General features: G+C 41.1%; 19 protein-coding genes. 7 read left to right on the forward strand and 12 right to left on the reverse strand.

The features are described 5' to 3' along the window. Window positions 1-3 precede the first annotated feature (3 nt). Window positions 4-2,271, reverse strand: coding sequence for a protein translocase subunit SecDF (secDF, locus tag CSV74_RS14095; RefSeq protein ID WP_099692179.1), 2,268 nt, complete (start codon window positions 2,269-2,271; stop codon window positions 4-6). A gap of 130 nt (window positions 2,272-2,401) precedes the next feature. After that, entirely contained in the window at window positions 2,402-2,713 is a 312-nt protein-coding gene (locus tag CSV74_RS14100; protein WP_158231813.1) for a post-transcriptional regulator, read from the reverse strand. A 131-nt stretch (window positions 2,714-2,844) separates the two neighbouring features. On the opposite strand from CSV74_RS14100, the gene CSV74_RS14105 reads away from it, so the two are divergent. Beyond that, the gene (locus tag CSV74_RS14105; RefSeq protein WP_099670069.1) at window positions 2,845-4,362 is read left to right on the forward strand and encodes a putative polysaccharide biosynthesis protein; all 1,518 of its coding nucleotides are present in this window, start codon (window positions 2,845-2,847) and stop codon (window positions 4,360-4,362) included. On the opposite strand, the gene CSV74_RS14110 is transcribed toward CSV74_RS14105, so the two are convergent. From CSV74_RS14110 to CSV74_RS14140, 7 genes are all read right to left on the reverse strand, one after another. Next, window positions 4,359-4,994: a DUF421 domain-containing protein gene (locus tag CSV74_RS14110; protein ID WP_099692181.1), complete on the reverse strand. Its 636-nt coding sequence runs from the start codon at window positions 4,992-4,994 to the stop codon at window positions 4,359-4,361. The genes CSV74_RS14105 and CSV74_RS14110 overlap by 4 nt on opposite strands. Before the next feature lie 108 nt (window positions 4,995-5,102). Further along, window positions 5,103-5,369: a preprotein translocase subunit YajC gene (yajC, locus tag CSV74_RS14115; protein WP_369802807.1), complete on the reverse strand. Its 267-nt coding sequence runs from the start codon at window positions 5,367-5,369 to the stop codon at window positions 5,103-5,105. A 47-nt stretch (window positions 5,370-5,416) separates the two neighbouring features. Further along, window positions 5,417-6,556, reverse strand: coding sequence for a tRNA guanosine(34) transglycosylase Tgt (tgt, locus tag CSV74_RS14120; protein ID WP_029053715.1), 1,140 nt, complete (start codon window positions 6,554-6,556; stop codon window positions 5,417-5,419). Next, window positions 6,557-7,609, reverse strand: a complete 1,053-nt coding sequence (queA, locus tag CSV74_RS14125; RefSeq protein WP_099692182.1) for a tRNA preQ1(34) S-adenosylmethionine ribosyltransferase-isomerase QueA — start codon at window positions 7,607-7,609, stop codon at window positions 6,557-6,559. A gap of 18 nt (window positions 7,610-7,627) precedes the next feature. After that, the gene (gene ruvB, locus CSV74_RS14130; protein ID WP_099692183.1) at window positions 7,628-8,626 is read right to left on the reverse strand and encodes a Holliday junction branch migration DNA helicase RuvB; all 999 of its coding nucleotides are present in this window, start codon (window positions 8,624-8,626) and stop codon (window positions 7,628-7,630) included. Window positions 8,627-8,645: 19 nt separating this feature from the next. Further along, a complete protein-coding gene (ruvA, locus tag CSV74_RS14135; protein ID WP_029053712.1) occupies window positions 8,646-9,251 on the reverse strand; it encodes a Holliday junction branch migration protein RuvA in 606 nt (201 codons plus the stop codon). Window positions 9,252-9,371: 120 nt separating this feature from the next. Next, window positions 9,372-9,938 (reverse strand): NADPH-dependent FMN reductase, encoded by a 567-nt coding sequence (locus CSV74_RS14140; protein ID WP_099692184.1) that lies wholly within the window; start codon window positions 9,936-9,938, stop codon window positions 9,372-9,374. A gap of 134 nt (window positions 9,939-10,072) precedes the next feature. On the opposite strand from CSV74_RS14140, the gene CSV74_RS14145 reads away from it, so the two are divergent. The 5 genes from CSV74_RS14145 to CSV74_RS14165 all read left to right on the forward strand — a co-directional run bounded on the left by CSV74_RS14145 (window position 10,073) and on the right by CSV74_RS14165 (window position 15,814). Continuing rightward, complete coding sequence (locus tag CSV74_RS14145) at window positions 10,073-10,723, forward strand: hypothetical protein (protein ID WP_099692185.1); 651 nt, start codon at window positions 10,073-10,075, stop codon at window positions 10,721-10,723. A 394-nt stretch (window positions 10,724-11,117) separates the two neighbouring features. Continuing rightward, entirely contained in the window at window positions 11,118-11,846 is a 729-nt protein-coding gene (locus tag CSV74_RS14150; RefSeq protein WP_099692186.1) for a MerR family transcriptional regulator, read from the forward strand. A gap of 1,084 nt (window positions 11,847-12,930) precedes the next feature. Next, window positions 12,931-13,134, forward strand: coding sequence for a twin-arginine translocase TatA/TatE family subunit (gene tatA, locus CSV74_RS14155; RefSeq protein WP_029053707.1), 204 nt, complete (start codon window positions 12,931-12,933; stop codon window positions 13,132-13,134). 74 nt (window positions 13,135-13,208) lie between these two features. Next, window positions 13,209-14,048, forward strand: a complete 840-nt coding sequence (locus CSV74_RS14160; protein WP_099692187.1) for a gluconate 2-dehydrogenase subunit 3 family protein — start codon at window positions 13,209-13,211, stop codon at window positions 14,046-14,048. A gap of 17 nt (window positions 14,049-14,065) precedes the next feature. After that, on the forward strand, window positions 14,066-15,814 hold the full coding sequence (locus CSV74_RS14165) for a GMC family oxidoreductase (protein ID WP_099692188.1): 1,749 nt from the start codon (window positions 14,066-14,068) through the stop codon (window positions 15,812-15,814). Window positions 15,815-15,897: 83 nt separating this feature from the next. Here the strand turns inward: CSV74_RS14165 and isdG are convergent, their stop codons facing one another. Beyond that, window positions 15,898-16,218, reverse strand: coding sequence for a heme oxygenase (gene isdG / locus CSV74_RS14170; RefSeq protein WP_099692189.1), 321 nt, complete (start codon window positions 16,216-16,218; stop codon window positions 15,898-15,900). 499 nt (window positions 16,219-16,717) lie between these two features. After that, window positions 16,718-16,858, reverse strand: a complete 141-nt coding sequence (locus CSV74_RS16685; protein WP_158231814.1) for a hypothetical protein — start codon at window positions 16,856-16,858, stop codon at window positions 16,718-16,720. Between the two features lie 613 nt (window positions 16,859-17,471). Between CSV74_RS16685 and CSV74_RS14180 the strand changes: the two genes are divergently transcribed. Next, complete coding sequence (locus tag CSV74_RS14180; protein ID WP_099692191.1) at window positions 17,472-17,918, forward strand: hypothetical protein; 447 nt, start codon at window positions 17,472-17,474, stop codon at window positions 17,916-17,918. Between the two features lie 617 nt (window positions 17,919-18,535). Here CSV74_RS14180 and yghU read toward each other — a convergent pair. Further along, a partial coding sequence (gene yghU / locus CSV74_RS14185) for a glutathione-dependent disulfide-bond oxidoreductase (protein WP_199170361.1) occupies window positions 18,536-19,156 on the reverse strand: 621 nt, incomplete at its 5' end.

Genomic DNA, 19,156 nt, shown 5'->3' on the forward strand with positions numbered 1-19,156 from the left:
GTATTACACAACAGGTTCGTCTGAGCCCCATTGTTTTTTCTCTTTTTCTACTTTCATTCCACCATTCTTCGAAATTTGCTTTCTCTTTAGATCGAACCAAAGTTGAGCAGAGATGAAGATCGAAGAATACGTACCTGCCAGCAAACCAATCAATAGAGCGACGGAGAACGGTCGAATTGATTCTGCACCGAGTGCCATCAATGCCACTACGACGAAGATGACTGTCAGAACCGTGTTAACCGAACGGCCAAGTGTCTGTCGCAATGATTTATTGACGATTGCTGCCAACTCGTCGTCAGTACTAATATGCTTCGAGCGATTCAAGTTTTCACGGATTCTGTCGAAGGTGACGATCGTATCGTTGATAGAATAACCGATAATCGTCAGTACCGCCGCAATGAATGTGATATCTACTTCAAGTCGCAAAATACTGAAGATCGCAATCATGAAGAACGCGTCATGCAGTAAACCGATAATTGCCGCTAGACCCATGCGCCATTCGAAACGGAACGCTACGTAGATGATGATACCTAGAGCAGCAATTGCTAACGCAGAAATCGCATTGCGTACGAGCTCTTTCCCTACCGTATTGGAAACCGTTGAAACGTTTGGTTCCGCGCCATATTCTTCAGACAACTCTTTTTTGATTTTATTGACTTCTTCTTGTCCAAAGTCTTCTTTATATCGTGCAACCGCAATGTTCTTATCATCACCTGAAATGACAACGTCGGACGTTGGGTGGCCGATCTCTTCCAGAAGTTTCGTTACTTCCGTTTCATCGAGCTGTTGTTCAGCAAGCATTTCCACACGTGTACCGCCTGAGAAGTCGATTCCCAAGTTGAGCTTGAAGACACCGAGCATAATGGCCCCGACGAGCAATAAGACGATAGAAAGAGTATAGAAACGTTTTCTTGAATGAACGAAATCAAAACGGTCAAATTTCGTCGTAAGATCAAGTGTTTCATAGCCTTCATCCGCTGAATGCACTTGTTTCTTGTTCAGTCCAAACCAGCTAACTTTATTGTCGAGGTATCCACTGTGAACGAGTAGTCCAAGCAATAGACGAGATCCCCAAACAGCTGTTAGGAAACTAACCAAAATACTAATAATGAGCATGGTCGCGAAACCTTTAACAGAGCTTGTACCATAAATGAACAATACGACTGCTGCAAGGAGTGTCGTGACGTTCGCGTCGAGGATTGCGGTGAACGAAGACTTCGCTCCGGCCGTAAAGGATGTTTTAACCGATTTACCGACACGTAATTCTTCTTTGATCCGCTCATAGGTGATGATATTGGCATCGACTGCCATACCGACCCCGAGCATTAATGCCGCGATACCAGGTAGTGTCAACACACCGTTGATTAATGTGAACACTAGCAAAATCAAAAAGATATAAACAGAGAGTGTGACAACTGCGATAAGCCCTGGCAAACGGTAATAGAGTGCCATAAAGATAAAGACTAAGCTAACACCGATAATTCCAGCAAATATCGTTTTATCCAGTGCTTGTTCACCAAATTGCGCACCGACAGAAGTCGAGTAAATTTCCTCTAAATCAACAGGTAAGGCACCTGCGTTCAAAATACCAGCCAGGTTTTTCGTCTCTTCAATAGTGAAGTTACCTGAGATTTCGACGCTTGAAGAGTTGATCGTTTTAGACACATACGGAGCCGAGATAAAAGCAGGTTCCGGTTTTGCAGCTTCTTCTTTAAAGGAGTTTTCACCTTCAATGAAGTCCAACCAAATAACGAGCATGTTATCCGGCTTCATTGCTGCAATTTCAGATGTAACTTCTCCAAATTTATTTGGATCTTTCATTTCCAATGTAACAACAGGGTTGTTATTTTCATCGAAATTGGCTTTTGCTTTACCTTCTTTCAAATCATTTCCGTCAAGCATCAATTCATCATTCGCATTACGGAATGATAGATTGGCTTGGGTGGATAATAATTCGCGGGCAGTTTCCTGGTCTTCTACCCCGGCAAGCTGAACGCGGATTCGGTTGTTGGATTCGATTTGAATGCTTGGTTCGTTTACACCGAGCACGTCAATACGATTCGTCAACGCACGTGCCGTATCGGCAACCGTTGACTCCGTGATCTTTTGTCCTTCTTTCAATGGCTTCACTTGATACAGAACCTCGAAACCACCCTGTAAGTCAAGGCCTAACTTGACATCTTTTAAAATCGGACTCGTCGTGGAAAATACCGTTGATGCTAAAATAACGATGAGCAGCAAAAACGCGACGATCCTTCCTCTGTTTTTCATATTTCCTTTTCCCCCTCATATACTAGAGCGGCATAGCACCTGTTATATACTTTCTTCTCTCATTGTACAACATACCAATTATGAAACAGTAGGTTGTCTGTGTCAAATACTTCATGATAGGAATTGCAAATCAATCCGCTTTTTTAGGCGAAAATAACACAGACCATTCTTCTTTACTCAGCTCCAACACGTCTTCACTGTGGCGTTGAGCCTCGGTTTGCGTATGGGTCATGAACTGTGCCGCCGTAATAGCCAATACATCTGAAATCATTTCATAAGAACGCATCGCAGAAATATCTTTTTTTCGCCACTTTTTCTCTACTACATATTTCAGTAAATCTTCCTCCGTAATCTCCGAGTAGCCGTAAAACGTCAATTCTTGCTTTTTACTTTCTAGTGCAGGGAGCAACTGTTTGTATAAGTCTGTCAACTGTTGATCCAATGCCACTTCCCCCCTCGTGTATAGTTCCGGAATAAACTTGATTATATCACATACACTTAACTATATTTGGGTTTTGCCCAAGCATTCTTATTGTATTGGAAAACCTGGCAAATCAGAAGGAGTGGTGTAGGATGTCATCATTTATTCGGGGGACGATCTTTTTGATGGCGGCCGTGTTTTTATCAAAATTACTCGGTTTCGTCTATCGAATTCAATTTATGCGGGTAGCAGGAGAAGAAACAGTCGGGATCTATATGACCGCATACCCGGCATTCATCTTTTTCCTCTCCTTAGTACAGCTTGGTGTACCGATTGCAATCGCGAAGGTAATAGCGGAATTAAAAGCACAAGGCGGCACCGTACAATTGCGACAAGTTATGAGAACCGCCACATTTATCACTATTTTATCTGGCGCAGTTTTCATTCCTGCGTGTATCCTGTTCATTCCTTTTCTAGCCGAGACTTTACTCGGTAATAGCGCAACTTCCACTGCATTATACGTAGCCCTCGCCATCGTACCCATCGCTTCAGTTGGTGGGTTAATCAGAGGGTATTTCCAAGGGATTTCACGTATTGAAGAAACCGCATGGGCACAAGTGATTGAGCAAATCTTTCGTATTTTATTGATCACATGGATGCTGCCATACATTCTAGCTCCAGAAGATCCCATGATGAATGCAGCGTATGCGATGGCTGTGACATTCCTCGCTGAAGTCGTGTCGGTACTTTATCTTCTATACAAATACCGTCAACAACAAAAGAAACATCCGAAGCCACAGAAAAATGAACCGCGCTATCCGATGGAGCCCATCCTTGAGGTGGCACTTCCTTCGTCAGGCAGTCGGCTATTTGGTACTTTCACATGGTTTCTTGAACCCATCATCTTTTTACGCGCACTTTCCATGGCAGGCGTTGGAACGGTAGCGGCCACTTCATTGTATGGAGTCATTTCAGGGGTACTTATTCCGTTATTATTGTTTCCAGCATTCATTCCGTACGCATTATCCGTCGTGCTCGTTCCAGCCGTCAGTGGTGCAGCCGCTTCGAGTAACGTCAAAAAGTTGCAAGAACGCATTCATTTGGCATTGCGTTTATCCGCTTTAACTGGTGCATTTGCGGCTACCGTATTTTATATGCACGGCCAAGAACTCGCAGAGAAGCTGTTCCATATTGTGGAAGGCGGCAGCTATATGACGTTGCTCGCACCCATTTTCTTCTTTTATTATATTCAAAGCCCTCTCTATTCCATTTTGCAGGCAACAGGTGACGCGAAAGCCGGCATGATGAACTCCGTTTACGGAGGGATCGCAAAACTTGCGGTGATGTTCATTTTAGCATCGCAACCAGGTCTTCAAGAAACGGGGGCCGTTCTCGCAATCGGTTTCGGTGTACTCGTGACATCTTTCTTGCATATTGCTACACTCCGCCAAAACAAATCGACCGCTACTGGATTTTCGATGTTCGCGATGACCTATATCGTGTTCTTGCTGACCGTCGTCATTCGTCCGATTTTCATTCCGATCGGTTCGCACCATCTATTTATCGAATGTGCCATTACGTCAGGCGTGCTGTTCGCTTTATTATTGCTGACGAGACAAATCAAAACGCAGGACTTCGTCATGTTACGGAATTTAGTTAAACGCTATTAATTCTTTTTCAATTGGACTCTAACTTCACCTTGTTCATATGAGCAATAGAAAATCGTGCTCAAATCAGTAATATTTTTAGCACGTAACTTTTTTAGCAACCAGTCTTCCGTCTTGCCGATCAATTTTAGATGCTCCGGCTGCATTTCCCCGTCGAGCACCAGTCCGACAATTGGATGGTCACCGTCTTTAGTGAATACAGATAAATTTCCGGAAGATTCAAGATACGCAAACGTCACGTTATGAATCGAACCGACTTGATTCTCTCGTAACTGTTGAAACAAGTCATCAAGATTATAACGCTGTTTACGCATTTCTTCTTCCTGGATCTCTCCATGTCGAATCATCAGCGTTGGATCACCATCGACTAGATCACGAAACTTCTTATTTTTCAATGAAATCATGGAGGATATATATTGAATGACCAGCAATAGGAGAATAGGAAGAATCCCTTTAAAAATGGGTTTATCGGGAGATTCTACAATCATTGCAGCTACTTCCGCCATAATGATAAAGACGACGATATCTATGACGCCCAGTTCACCGACTTCCCGTTTTCCCATAATTCGTAATATCACAAGAAGAAATATATATAAAAACACCGTACGCAATCCGATAATTAGTAATTCATGCACAGCGAATCTGCCTCCTTCACACTTAGTGTGCCGGCAGATCATTTTTCTATACGTGACTAAACAAAAAAGCGGAAATCTATGGATATACCAATAGATCACCGCTTTTACTTATGACGCTGTTGCGACTCTGCCTACCGCTTGCTTGTCAAAACGCAAAACTGTAGTATCAGATACACGCAAGAAAATAGACGTTTCATCTACTGCATCCACAGTACCGTGAATACCACCAATTGTTACTACTTCGTCTCCACGCTTTAAACTATTTTGCATCTCTTTCGCTGCTTTCTGTCTCTTCTGAGCAGGACGAATAAGTAAAAACCACATAATAGCCACCATGATGACTAGTGTGAAAATACCACCGTATTGTTCCATCATTTTTAATTTTCCCCCTTCCTAAAGCATCAAATTTTATTATACAAGATTTAAAAGTTTTTTGCATTCGGTTTGTTGAAGCCGTATTGCTCAAAAAACTCTTCGCGGAAATCACCGAGGCGATCTTCACGTATAGCCTGACGTACTTGCTCCATTAAATTCAGCAAGAAGTGCAGGTTATGATAGGACGTCAATCGTATGCCAAATGTTTCACCCGCACGAATTAAATGACGAATATAGGCACGACTATAGTTTTTACACGCATAACAATCACAGTTCGGATCAAGCGGACCAAAATCTCTTTCGTACTTCGCATTTTTGACAACTACACGACCTTCACTTGTCATTAACGTACCGTTACGTGCAATCCGTGTCGGCAAGACACAGTCAAACATATCGATACCACGGATTGCACCGTCGATCAATGAGTCTGGAGATCCAACACCCATCAAATAACGCGGCTTATCTTGCGGAAGCAATGGTGTCGTGAAGTCCAACACTTTGTTCATAATATCTTTCGGTTCCCCGACAGACAATCCACCGATTGCATAGCCTGGGAAATCCATCGACACTAGATCACGCGCACTTTGCTTACGAAGATCTTCATACTCGCCACCTTGTACAATACCGAATAACCCTTGATCTGTTGGACGTCCATGTGATTCGAGGCAACGTTCTGCCCATCGTGACGTACGCTCAACACTTGCTTTCATATATTCATGTGTCGCAGGGAACGGAGGACATTCGTCAAACGCCATCATAATATCGGCTCCAAGATCGTTTTGAATCTCCATCGCTTTTTCTGGACTCAAGAACAACTTATCTCCATTAATATGATTACGGAAATGGACGCCTTCTTCTTTAATATCACGGAATTTACTTAAAGAAAACACTTGGAAGCCGCCGGAATCAGTCAAAATGGGACGATCCCAGTTCATGAACTTATGTAATCCACCCGCTTCTTTGACGATTTCATTCCCTGGACGTAACCATAAATGATACGTGTTACTTAAAATAATGCCTGCACCCATTGCCTTCAATTCTTCCGGAGCCATCGTTTTTACCGTAGCTTGTGTTCCGACAGGCATGAAAGCAGGTGTTTCAAATGAACCGTGCGGCGTATGGACAATCCCAAGTCGCGCACCCGTTTGTTTACATGTTTTGATATGTTCGTACGTAATAGCTGCCAATTAACCTCGTTCCTTTCTTGTAGCAGGGCGGATGAACATCGCGTCCCCAAAACTGAAAAAGCGATACTGCTCTTTCACGGCTTCTTCATATGCACGCATGACGTGATCGCGACCAGCAAATGCCGACAACAGCATCAATAGCGTGGATTTCGGCAAGTGGAAATTCGTCACTAAACCGTCAATTGCTTTGAACTCATACCCAGGATAAATGAAAATAGAAGTCCAGCCGCTTGCTGCGACTACTTCTCCATTATTCTCTGAAGCAATCGTCTCAAGCGTCCGTGTAGACGTCGTACCGACTGCTACTACACTGCCACCATTAGCTTTTGTCTCGCGAACGAGTGCCGCCGTTTCTTCCGTCATCACATAATATTCCGCATGCATCGTGTGGCCTTCAATTGTATCCACACTAACAGGACGGAATGTACCAAGTCCAACGTGCAACGTAATGAAAGCAATCTGCACGCCTTTTTCACGCAATGCATCCAGGATTTCTTCCGTGAAGTGCAAGCCGGCTGTAGGTGCTGCCGCAGACCCACGCTCTTTTGCAAAAACGGTTTGATAGCGCGTCTGATCTTCTAACGTCTCGGTAATATATGGAGGCAACGGCATCTGCCCGAGCTGATCGAGCAACTCATAAAAAATACCATCATAACTAAATTTGAACTCGCGCCCACCTTGTTCACCGAGTGCGGTACATTCAGCCTGCAACAAACCGTCGCCAAACGTCACGATCGTCCCTACTTTTATACGTTTTGAAGGCTTGACCAGCGTTTCCCAGCGATCATCACCTGTTTCTTTTAATAATAACACTTCAATCGTCGCACCGGTTTCTTCTTTCGTCCCGATCAAACGCGCCGGCAATACTTTTGTATCGTTCAACACGAGCAAGTCCCCTGCTTCTAGTTCATCCACTAAATCACGGAAATGCTTATGTGTAACGATACCATTATCTCGTCCCATAACGAGTAAACGGCTCGCTGTGCGATCCAAAAGCGGTGTTTGAGCAATTAAATGTTCGGGTAAATCAAAATCAAAGTCTTCTACTTCCATCACGCTAACTCCTATCTGTCATTCAGGAAGCGGATAGCCGAAATGCTCGTAAGCCTTTTCCGTAGCCATCCGACCTCTTGATGTACGTTGAATAAATCCCATTTGTAATAAATACGGCTCATAGACGTCTTCGATCGTCACTGACTCTTCGCCGATACTCGCAGAGAGCGTATCGATGCCGACTGGCCCCCCACGGAACCGTTCGATCATGCTGTGAAGCAACTGATGGTCGATTTGATCGAGTCCATGATGGTCCACTTGTAGCATATCGAGTGCTTCTTGTGCAATCGAAAGCGTAATGATACCATTCCCGCGCACTTGTGCATAATCGCGCACTCTTCGCAGTAGACGATTCGCAATACGCGGTGTTCCGCGAGAGCGTTTCGCCAGTTCCACAGCTGCCAACGGATCGATGTCTACGCCAAATAAATTTGCGCTTCGAATGACAATCTCCGTTAATGATTCCACTTCATAATACTCAAGTCTAAGTGGTACACCGAAACGATCACGTAGCGGTGCAGACAATGCCCCTGCACGTGTCGTCGCACCGATCAATGTAAACGGCGGCAAATCCAGTCGCACAGAACGCGCAGTCGGACCTTTTCCGACCATAATATCGAGACAGAAATCCTCCATCGCTGGATACAGTACTTCTTCAATCGCACGGTTCAGCCGGTGGATTTCATCGATGAAAAGGACGTCGCCCGGCTCCAATGAAGATACCACTGCCGCCAAGTCACCCGGACGTTCAATAGCAGGACCGCTCGTCATGCGGACATTGACACCCATTTCATTGCCGATTACCGTAGCGAGCGTCGTCTTTCCAAGCCCAGGAGGACCGTATAACAACACATGATCCAAACTTTCTCCCCGCTTTTTTGCCGCCTCGATAAAGATCGATAAATTATCTTTCGCCTGTTGCTGACCGATATATTGCTGCAATAATTGCGGGCGTAATGATTGTTCAAAACTATCATCAAAATCCGTCGCTTCATTCGTCAGTATGCGTTCATCCATTGGAACCACCTCCATCGTATTAGCCTTGTTTCAATAATAATTTTAACGCCAGTCGCATATAGCCTTCTGTATCGAGTTCTTCTTTCTCGAGCTTCGGCTTTACTTTCTTTAGTTCACGGTCAGAATATCCAAGTGCAGTTAACGCAAGCATTGCTTCATCGAGCTCATCACTTTCAGCAAGCGTGAGCAACGTGTCTTCCGAATCCGGTAAATCAATTTCGGTAAACAGGTCGTGAAGTTTGCCTTTTAGATCCAAAATCATTTGACGCGCTGTCTTCTTGCCGACACCTGGAAACTGCACGAGAAACCCTTCATCTTCGCGCTCAATCGCACTCACTACTTGAGATGGCAAGCCGTTCGCAAGAATTGCGAGCGCACCTTTAGGACCGATTCCCGAAACGGTAATCAGTTTGCGAAACAGTTCACGTTGTTCCAGTGTCTTGAATCCGATCAATAATTGCGTATCTTCACGCACATGTAAATACGTGAACACTTGCTGCACCTCTTCTGTTACGTGGAATGCAAATGGATTTGGAGTCATCACTTGCCAACCAATTCCCGATTGCTCCAGCACTACATATTCAGGTGTCACGCGTGTCACATAGCCTTTTATGTAATCGTACAAAGTATTCTCCCCCTAAAGTATACCTGCTATTATAGCATACGAACGGGTTTTCTAGTTGTTCAACCTCCAGAAACCTACATAAAAAAATGGACACATAAAATTCGTGTCCATTCATCCTACTTATGCTTGAGCAATTGCTTGTTGTTTCTTATGGAATGCGATGAAATTCTGAACGACGGTATCAAGGAATGCGATGGTAGCTTCATCTGTAATATTTCCTTCTTCATCCATTTTCGTGTGAACAGCACCGATATATACTTCGTTGCCTGGCAATAAGATAGGTGCTAGTGCTGGGTTAGAAAGAATTTCACGTAAGTGGATCTGCGCTCTCACAGAACCGAACACGCCCATTGACGCCCCTACGATAAAGCCCGTTTTGCCGTGTAACGTAAAGTCGCCGCCACGTGACAACCAATCCAACGCATTTTTCATTGCGCCAGGAATTGAAAAGTTATATTCCGGTGCTGCGAATAAAACGGCATCCGAATCTTTCACGTCATCTTTAAATGTTTGTACGGCTACAGGTGGTTCACTTTCAATATCAATAGAAAACATTTCTAAATCATTGATGAGAACCGGTGTAATTTCCAATTCGTCTTTATATCGCTCAGCCATGAAATTTACTAACTTTAAATTGTATGAAGTGGAACTCGTACTTCCGATTACTGCTTTTACTCGAATGGTCATTCTGAAGATCTCCCTTGTGTTTTAATATCTGCAAGACTTATCATAGCGCTTGCTCATTTTTATTTCTAATGATTTGCTCGGTTTTTGAAGCCTTCGTCACCGTGTAAACGTATACATTATAGAGGAGTTCTACTATGCATGACAAAGGAGGAAGAAACGAAATGCGCACGATGATTTATGCAAGTCTTGCTATGTCGCTATTACTTGTCAGCTGTAATTCAACAACAGAAAAACCTACCGAAGAAATAAAGTCACCCGCAGAAACACCTGTCGAAGAAACGTCTGAAGAAACGACGACGTTACCCGACCGTGAATCCACGATGGATGTTGTCGTCTCTGTTGAAGGAGAAGACTCCACTATCACGATGGACCTCGTTGAAGGTCGCGATGCATTGTATTCGATGTACATTGATTCTGAACGTTATACGTTTAAAATCGGTGAAAAAGAAGATAAGCTCATGCCACTTGACGAAATGCCTGAAAGTTATCCTGAGGTGAATATGACATTTCTATACGTCGAAAATCAAACTCCAGAAAGTGTAAAGGAAGATATGGAACAGGAATACAATATGCAGTTTGAGGAAAAATTGATTTCTGCACCAGTCAACGCTCTTTCATTGCACGGTACTTCAGGAGAAGAATCGGATAGTGAAGTCGTGACGATCTACATGATGGAAGTAGACGGAGGCACATTGCTCATTAAGGAGAACTACTTCCTTGAAGCTCAAGAAGGTCATGGGGCACGATTTGAACAGATGTTGGAGACGCTGGAAGTACGTAAATAACTAGTGAAAAACGCATTCACAAACCTATAAGTCCTCATTCGTATAGGAATGAGGACTTATCTAGTGTATTTGACAGCTTGTTCAATTAACCTGGACATGTAATATTTATCAATACATTCTTCACCCATATACATTAAACGCTTTTTTATTCCCTCGATTTCTAATTTCTTGTTGTTTCAGTCATGGCAAATAAAAATAGCGAACTTCGTTGAGTAATTTTACCTCATCTCCCTCTCCTATATATTCTAACTCCGCGTAATTCTTTACATATTCACCTTCGTCATACCGATCTTTTTCAGTAACGCTACAAAGCTTTTTCAAACATTTTTAGAAATGTTATTGACTCTCACGTTACGGGGTACTTTAAAATTACTAGTGAAGGGAGCAAAACAAGATGAAAGTGAAAGAAGTTGCTGATTTAGTAGGAATTAGTGTGCGCACACTACACCATTACGATGAAATCGGATTATTAATCCCCGAAGAAACCACTGATGCTGGGTATCGTATATATTCTGACGAGAATCTCGAGACCTTGCAGCAAATCCTATTTTTTAGAGAGCTCGGCTTCCCTTTAAAGAAAATTAAAGAAATTATCGATAGTCCATCATTTGATCAACAAGAAGCGCTTGAAATGCAACACAGAATGCTTCTAAAAGAAAAGAACCGGCTTGAACAGATGATCGGGACTATCGAAAAAACTATTCAACATTTGAAAGGAGAAATACACATGTCAAATAAAGAAAAATTCACAGGCTTCGACTTTAGCCATAACCCATATGAACAAGAAGCAAGAGAAAAGTGGGGCGATAAAGCAGTGGATGAAGCAAATGAAAAAGCAAAAAACATGACTGCCTTCGATCAGGAAAAATTTAACGAAGTTTTTCGTAGCCTCGCCGCGATTCGCCATCTATCCCCTGACTCCAAAGAGGTTCAAGAAAAAATTACAAAGTGGCATCTTTTCTTAAACGAAATGGGGAATTACTCTCTTGATGCATTCAAGGGATTAGGTCAAATGTACGTAGACGACGAACGTTTCACCAAAAACATTGATCAATTTGGTGAAGGCTTAGCGAAATTTATGTGTACTGCTATGAGCGTCTATGTAGATAGAAATAAAAAGTAATACCACATTACAGGTTATAGCACCATGCTATAGCCTGTATACTCTCTTTTTTACAGCTGAATAAGCCTATTTCATTTTTTAAAATTCACAAAATAACATTCCTACTCTCATAAACGACCCGCTCCATGCCTTAGTAACCCCTTACAAAAATCTGTTTAACTAAGAGTACAAGTATAATGAGTTATCACTTCAAGGTTTTCTCCAATAATACGTTCTTCCAGCAAGCACTTGAATGCATTACAACTAGCCTTAAGAACACATAATTTACATTGACTGACACTATGTCAATGCTCGCTTCATCTGTCTGTACCCTGTCACCCTCCTAAAGATCAGAACTCTCACTCAATACATAAATTCACCATATGCTTGATTGATTGCACTGAACAGCGCTACTGTTCGTTTATTAAAAGGTGCACGAAAAGTGAACTTTATGTGCCGATATTTTTCCTTTTGACCCCGTATAGTGAATTACCACATATTCTATCCTGTAATAGAATACACTACATCCCCCTCTATAAGTTTATCTACTAATAGGTCACGTTTATTAAATAAACAATATAATATTTTAATTATATTCGTAAAATAAGAAAAGTTTAATCTTTCTAAATACTTTATTTTTTGTTAATCTATTTTTGCAATTCACAGTCATTTGATCTTTTTAATATCTGTTTAAAAATGGAACAATTACCTTATTCATCTGTTTCTTCAAAATCGTAGTGAACGATAACTCTATTCGCCATAGATTAGCTTACCATCGAGCAATTTCATTTCATAAACTAACAAAATAAAATTCCATCACACCTCTCTTATGTAAGACTATGCGTTTCCGGTTAGTGATTTGCTAACTGTAAAACTCTAGCTACTTCTACCTCTATCTCTAAGTATTCTCACTAGATTATTTAGGCAGATTATTTTATTTATTCATATAATGAGTTAACAAAAAAGTTTCGTAAAATTACTTTGCATTTTTTGTCGAATAACACTATCATATATGAGGGCCAAAAACCTATCGACAGATAAGTACATACATAAAGGTCTACTAATACGTTGTATATACACAATTAATGTAAGAGGAGGGAATTATGTGAGTTTAGCGTCTATCGGAGTACCTGGATTAATAATTATATTAGTCATTATTTTAATTTTATTCGGACCGCGAAAATTGCCGGAAATTGGTTCAGCTGTCGGTAAAACACTAGCGGAATTTAAACAGGCAACAAAAGGTATTTTAGAAGAAGACGACAAGAACAAAAAAACGGACGTAGAAAAGTCTGAGTCCATAAAGTAAAGAAACGGTGCGATTCAACTTGCCTTGGCAAAAGTCGCCACATTTCATGACAAATGTGAAGGAGGAACTACACTATGACGAATAATAAAAATTCCAATCAAGATACTCAAGATTTAAGTCGAAGAAAGTTTTTGAAGAGTGGCGGTCTCGTCGCTGGTGGACTTTTAGGAGGCTCTCTCTTTGGTGGTTTACTAACGAGTCAGTTCCAAAAAGGACCAAAGGAAGATACAGCATCACAGGCAAATAAGCCTGTCTCGTTTGATGCACGTACATTCTTTAGTCGAAACGAAGATTTTGCGTTGTTATCTGCCGCAACTGAAAGAATCTTCCCGGAGAATGCAAATGGAATGGGTGCAATTGAACTAGGCGTTCCCTATTTCATTGACCGCCAATGCGCAAGCAACTGGGGAAAAAACGGGAATGACTACATGCACGGTCCTTTTCCATCGATTGTAAAAACTGACGTATACCAAGAAGAAAAACGTCAAAAAGATGAAGTCATCACTTCGTCTACTGTTGTGAAATTACCGGCTGGTACGGCCAACTATCAAACAAGAATGACGAGAGGTACATTTTTCCTTGAAGGGCTTACTGCAATGGAGAAAACTTCACAAGACAAATTCGGTGAGCGGTTTGTGAACCTAGAACCCGAACAGCAAGATGAAATTTTATCCATGTTTGAAAAAGGTGAAGTGGAGTTCAGTGGTGTAGATTCCTCAGACTTCTTTAACTTGTTGCGTCAAACAACGATCGAAGGCGTCTATGCAGATCCTGTTTACGGTGGAAATCGTAATATGGAAGCTTGGAGAATGAAAGAATACCCCGGACCAATCATGAGCTTTTTAGATAAAATCGAAGAAGAAGAATTTATTGTAATGGAGCCTTCAAGTTTACGTAACTACCAAGGGCTTTAATTGAGGAGGACACATAAATGGCTAAAAAATTAGATAAAGTAGACGTGGTAGTCGTTGGTAGTGGTTGGGCTGGCGGAATCGTTTCAGCTGAACTATCCAAAGCAGGCTATCAAGTCGTCATGTTGGAACGTGGAAAAGATCAAACACGTTCAGATTTTATAGGTGTTAAAGATGAACTACGGTATACAAATAGACATGAAATGATTGAGAAATTGACAGGCGATACAATTACGTCTCGCGTGTCGATAGGCGATGCTGCATTACCTGTACGTTTGCAAAAAGATATGAATACGGGAACGGACCTTGGAGGCGGAAGTATGCACTGGGCAGGCTCCGTGTACCGCTGGCGTTCATATGACTTCGAAATTCGTTCAAAAACAATCGAACGTTATGGGGAAAGTAAAATTCCTGAAGGCATGCAAATCCGTGACTGGGGCATTACTTATGATGAACTAGAACCTTATTACGCTAAATGGGAACAAACAGCTGGGATTTCAGGAGAACCCGATCCACTTGGAGACAAGAGATCAAACGAGTATCCAAACCCACCTATGTTAGCTTCACCTGCAATTAAATTATTTAAAGAATCAGCAAAAGAAATTGGCTTACATCCATACCAAATGGCTTCTGGAAACATGTCCCAAACGTATACGAATCCTGATGGTGAAACATTGAACCAGTGTATGTTCTGTTCGTTCTGTACAATGTACGGCTGTGACTTCGGTTCAAAATCAGATCCTCTTGCAACAGTTATTCCGACTGCTCGGAAAACTGGAAACTGTGAAATCAGAACGAACTCACTCGTCCGAAGAGTTATACATAAAGACGGAAAAGCGACGGGCGTTTTATATACGGATACAAGAACAGGTCAAGAATTCGAACAACCAGCTGATGTTGTAGTACTTGCAGCATTCACATTCTCAAATAACCGCTTGCTTATGCTATCGGATATCGGCGAAATCTATAACCCAGAAACTAGAAAAGGAACGATTGGCCGTAACTTTACAGGACAATTCAACAGTACGTTCCTAGGAGCAACAGGATTCTTTAACGACAAGAAATTCAACTACTACATGGGTGCTGGTGGTTTAGGTGGCGCTGTAAGTGATTATGACGCCGATCTATTTGACCACACAGATTTAGACTTTATTCACGGTGGTGGAATCGAACTTCGTCAATACGGAGATGGAGCGATTAAGAATAACTTTGTCCCTAAAGGTACACCAACATGGGGTGAAGAATTTAAAGAGAAATCACTCTTCTACGCTTTCCGTACGTTAACAGTTTGGTACTCAGCAGCAGTTATGCCTTGGTGGCACAACTATATGGACTTAGACCCTACGTATAAAGATGAGTTTGGAGATCCATTATTACGTATTACCAATAAATTAACAGAACAAGATAAGAACATCGCGAAATTCGGTATTGAAAAATGTACTGAAATTGTTGAAGCGATGGGTGCGGACATTATTGATCAGGACGAATTACCAGACCAATTTAACCACGGTTACGACGGTATGCACTATATCGGTGGCGTAGCTATGGGTGAAGATCCGGAAACGTCTGCAGTAAATAACTACTTGCAACTGTGGGAAATGGAAAACTTATTCGTCGTTGGCGGATCTGCACTACCTCACTTCAGTAGTCACCACCCTACACCAACAATCGGTGCACTTTCATACCGTGCAGCTGAAGGTATTGAAAAGTACTTAAAAGAAAAAGGCGGTCTCTTAACGCAACCAAAATCTTCTAGCGTTAAAGCATAATAGATATAACCCCACCCCTCACTTGGCAATATGAAAGTGAGGGGTTATTGTTTTCTCTGAACATCTAATCATTCTTCTGGCGGTCACACCGCAACGACAGGATCACGTACTACCCTGACATCATAGAACGATACTTTATTGCTAATAACGTATCCGGGTTGTCCGTCGCGATGTGAATGCGCTTCCTTGAATACATCGCTTTTCGTCCACGATTCAAATGCTTCTTTTGATTCCCAACGCGTACTAATTGTCACTTCATCATAGTCTAGCAAATTATCCGTGAACAATACTTCTAGTCCTAGAAACCCTTCCATCTGCTCCACTTTTCCTACTTTATCAAAACGCGTAACCAATTCATGTCCACGGTCTTTTATAATCTTATTTGTGTTTGTTACGATTATCATAATTATTTCCCCCTTTTATTCTACTAAAGAGTATAAATTCTTCAGTAACTAAGTTAAATGATAATGAATCTCATTATCATTGTCAATAACAAAAAAGCCAGTTAACAACTTTACTTGCTTAAAAGTTGTTGACTGGCTAGCATTCATTACTCATCCGATGCATTAGAATAGACGTTTTGAACATCGTCGTCATCTTCAGTAGGAATAGAATAATGATATAGTGTTAATTTGAAATTGAGGTAAAGCAGACAAATCGAATTGTGTATATGTGTATCCTTGGATGTACTGCAAAATATTATCTACATGAACGATGTCGACACGAACTACTTTTTCTACGCAGGTAAAAGCCTGATCATCGACTAGGAAATCTGAGAAGCTGTAAGATTGATTCGATTGGTACCTCGCCGGCTTATATAAAGCTACTAAAATCATTACTTTCGCGGTCAATTGTCGCAGTCTTCGTAACTATATTTTTTGTTTGCATGTGAAATTTGCCGTCTCAATCTTTCGAAATTAACCGTTTAATATACTTGCTGAAATCTCCACGATGATCAGATTCGGCATGTGCTAATAACTTAGCTTCATATTTATCGGTTAATTTAAAGCTAATCGATTTATTCTGTCGCCTTTTACCTGTCACGGATCACACCCCTTGCGATATTGTAAAATCCAATTGCGTTAGCGTAAACGGGGTGGGCAATCGTTACTCCATCCTGATAATGAAATTATGGGCTCAAGACCCCGATATTTTGAAATGTTTGTGCAAATGCAACGCGACCCGATCATCGGCAATACGTTTCTAGATAGCAAACTCAGAATGGATAGGTTAAGCGACGCGAAAAAAATAGAGCTAAAAATGTTTATGAATTTCATAAGAACAAATAGCACAATAAATTTCAAAGTATCAAATATTCAATTTCTATTCTCATGCAATTCTATATTACAAAAAGAATTTATAAATACAGCAAAAATAATACCGCTCTAATATTATTGCAATAGTATCCCTTTACTTTCCCTTCTAAGTATCCCTATATAAGAAACCATAAGTGGAGGAAATGCCAGTGGTAAAAACAAATAACCCTAAGGTTGAATAACCACTATTAAACCAATAGCAATTACAACTAGATGGGCTATTATTTTTAATTGCATTTTTCCAATAATTCTTTAAAACCTCTTTCTTTTTTAAAAAAGAGTAGTAAACTATTATAGTAAACTTTTTAATTACAACACAAACATATCAAGGGGATGAAGACATGAAATTGTTTAAGAAAAAAATTGTACTTACAGGTACTGCAGCACTAATGATGTTCAGCTTATCTCTAGCGCCAGTCAATTTGACAAAGGGTAGCAATGGTATTCAGTTAGTTACCAGTAAAGCTGAAGCTTCTAGTTGGATTTACGTCGATACAAAAAAAAGAAGCACAAAGGCTAATGACATATTAGCTAAAGGTGGAATTGCTGCATTAGGTTCATTATTGGCTATACCACTTCCATACACTGCACCTCTCTCTGCATTTGCAACTGTAGTTATAAGTGAAAATATAAAAACAGCTTATTTTATTGATAAACGATCTATGCGTATGGCAGGTCACGTTTTCCAAGTTAAACACGAAATACAAATGTATAGTGATTCAAGTTATAAAAAGAAAAAAGGAAAGCCAGTTACCATTATACATAATGACATCGGTGGACCTAAATAAACAAAAAGATGTGAAAAAAGGGGGGAGAAAACACCCCCTTTCCTATTTCTCCGTTCTCTCAAGTACAAAGCTAAAGTCCCCCCTCTCTCACTCCGTCATTAATCAAAATCATCTGATTCCTCAATGAATTTCGCTCGTTGATTTGTACAGCTCTAATTCTTCGAGTGTTAGTTCACGCAACTTATAGCCATAGGTTGCTCCTTTCCAAAATGACTGGAGCCAATATCCCACGTATCAACTTCTAAAATTCCTTCTGCTGTCGCTCTAGGCAGACATTTACCATCGACACTCCCTGATATTTTTTCCCTCTAGCCAAATAAAAAAAGACCGTCAATAGACGATCTTCTCTACTTCAACTAAGTTTAATAAGAACAGAGACGCTAATTAAACGCTCGCGCTCGTTTGATGAATAAACCACTCTTCCTATTTACGATACCGTTTTTTGACAGGTCTATATAAGGTTTTCATTCTATTTTAAAGGAGAAAAACATCCATCCAATGTTTTTTAAAATCTACTCTCCAAGCGACTGATACTCTGCCGCAAGACCTTTTTGAACGCCTGGTCGTTTCGCAATTCGATGAGACCATTCCAAGAGATGGGTATATTCATCCATGTTTTAAAATTCATAAGAGCCTTCATACAATTTTCCTAAAGCTAAACGTCCATACCAAGACCATATCGCAATATCTGCAATAGTATAGGTATCACCAACGATATAAGAACGCTGAGCTAATATTTTATCTAACAAGTCTAATTGACGTTTCGTTTCCATAGTAAAACGATCAATTGGGTATTTCATAGGCTCTGGTGCATAAGCAAAAAAGTGACCAAACCCTCCACCAACATAAGGACCTGACCCAATTTGCCAGAATAGCCAATTAAGGGTTTCTGTCCGTCCATGAATATCTGTCGGGATCAGTTTATTAAATTTCTCAGCCAAGTAAAGCAGAATTGACCCTGATTCAAAAATTTCCACACGTGGACTTTGACTTTGATCCACTAGGGCTGGGATTTTAGAATTCGGATTGATCTTGACAAAATCTGAACCGAATTGTTCGTCAGCTCCAATATTGATTTTATACAAATTATAATCTGCAACGTCGACATCCAACTCTTTTAATTCTTCCAGCATAATCGTCACTTTAAGACCGTTCGGCGTTCCCAGTGAATAGAGTTGGAACGGTGCCTCTCCGACTGGTAGTTTTTGTTCGAAACGTTCACCGGCTGTCGGACGATT

Source organism: Sporosarcina sp. P19 (genome assembly GCF_002743165.1).
Lineage (GTDB): Bacteria > Bacillota > Bacilli > Bacillales_A > Planococcaceae > Sporosarcina > Sporosarcina ureae.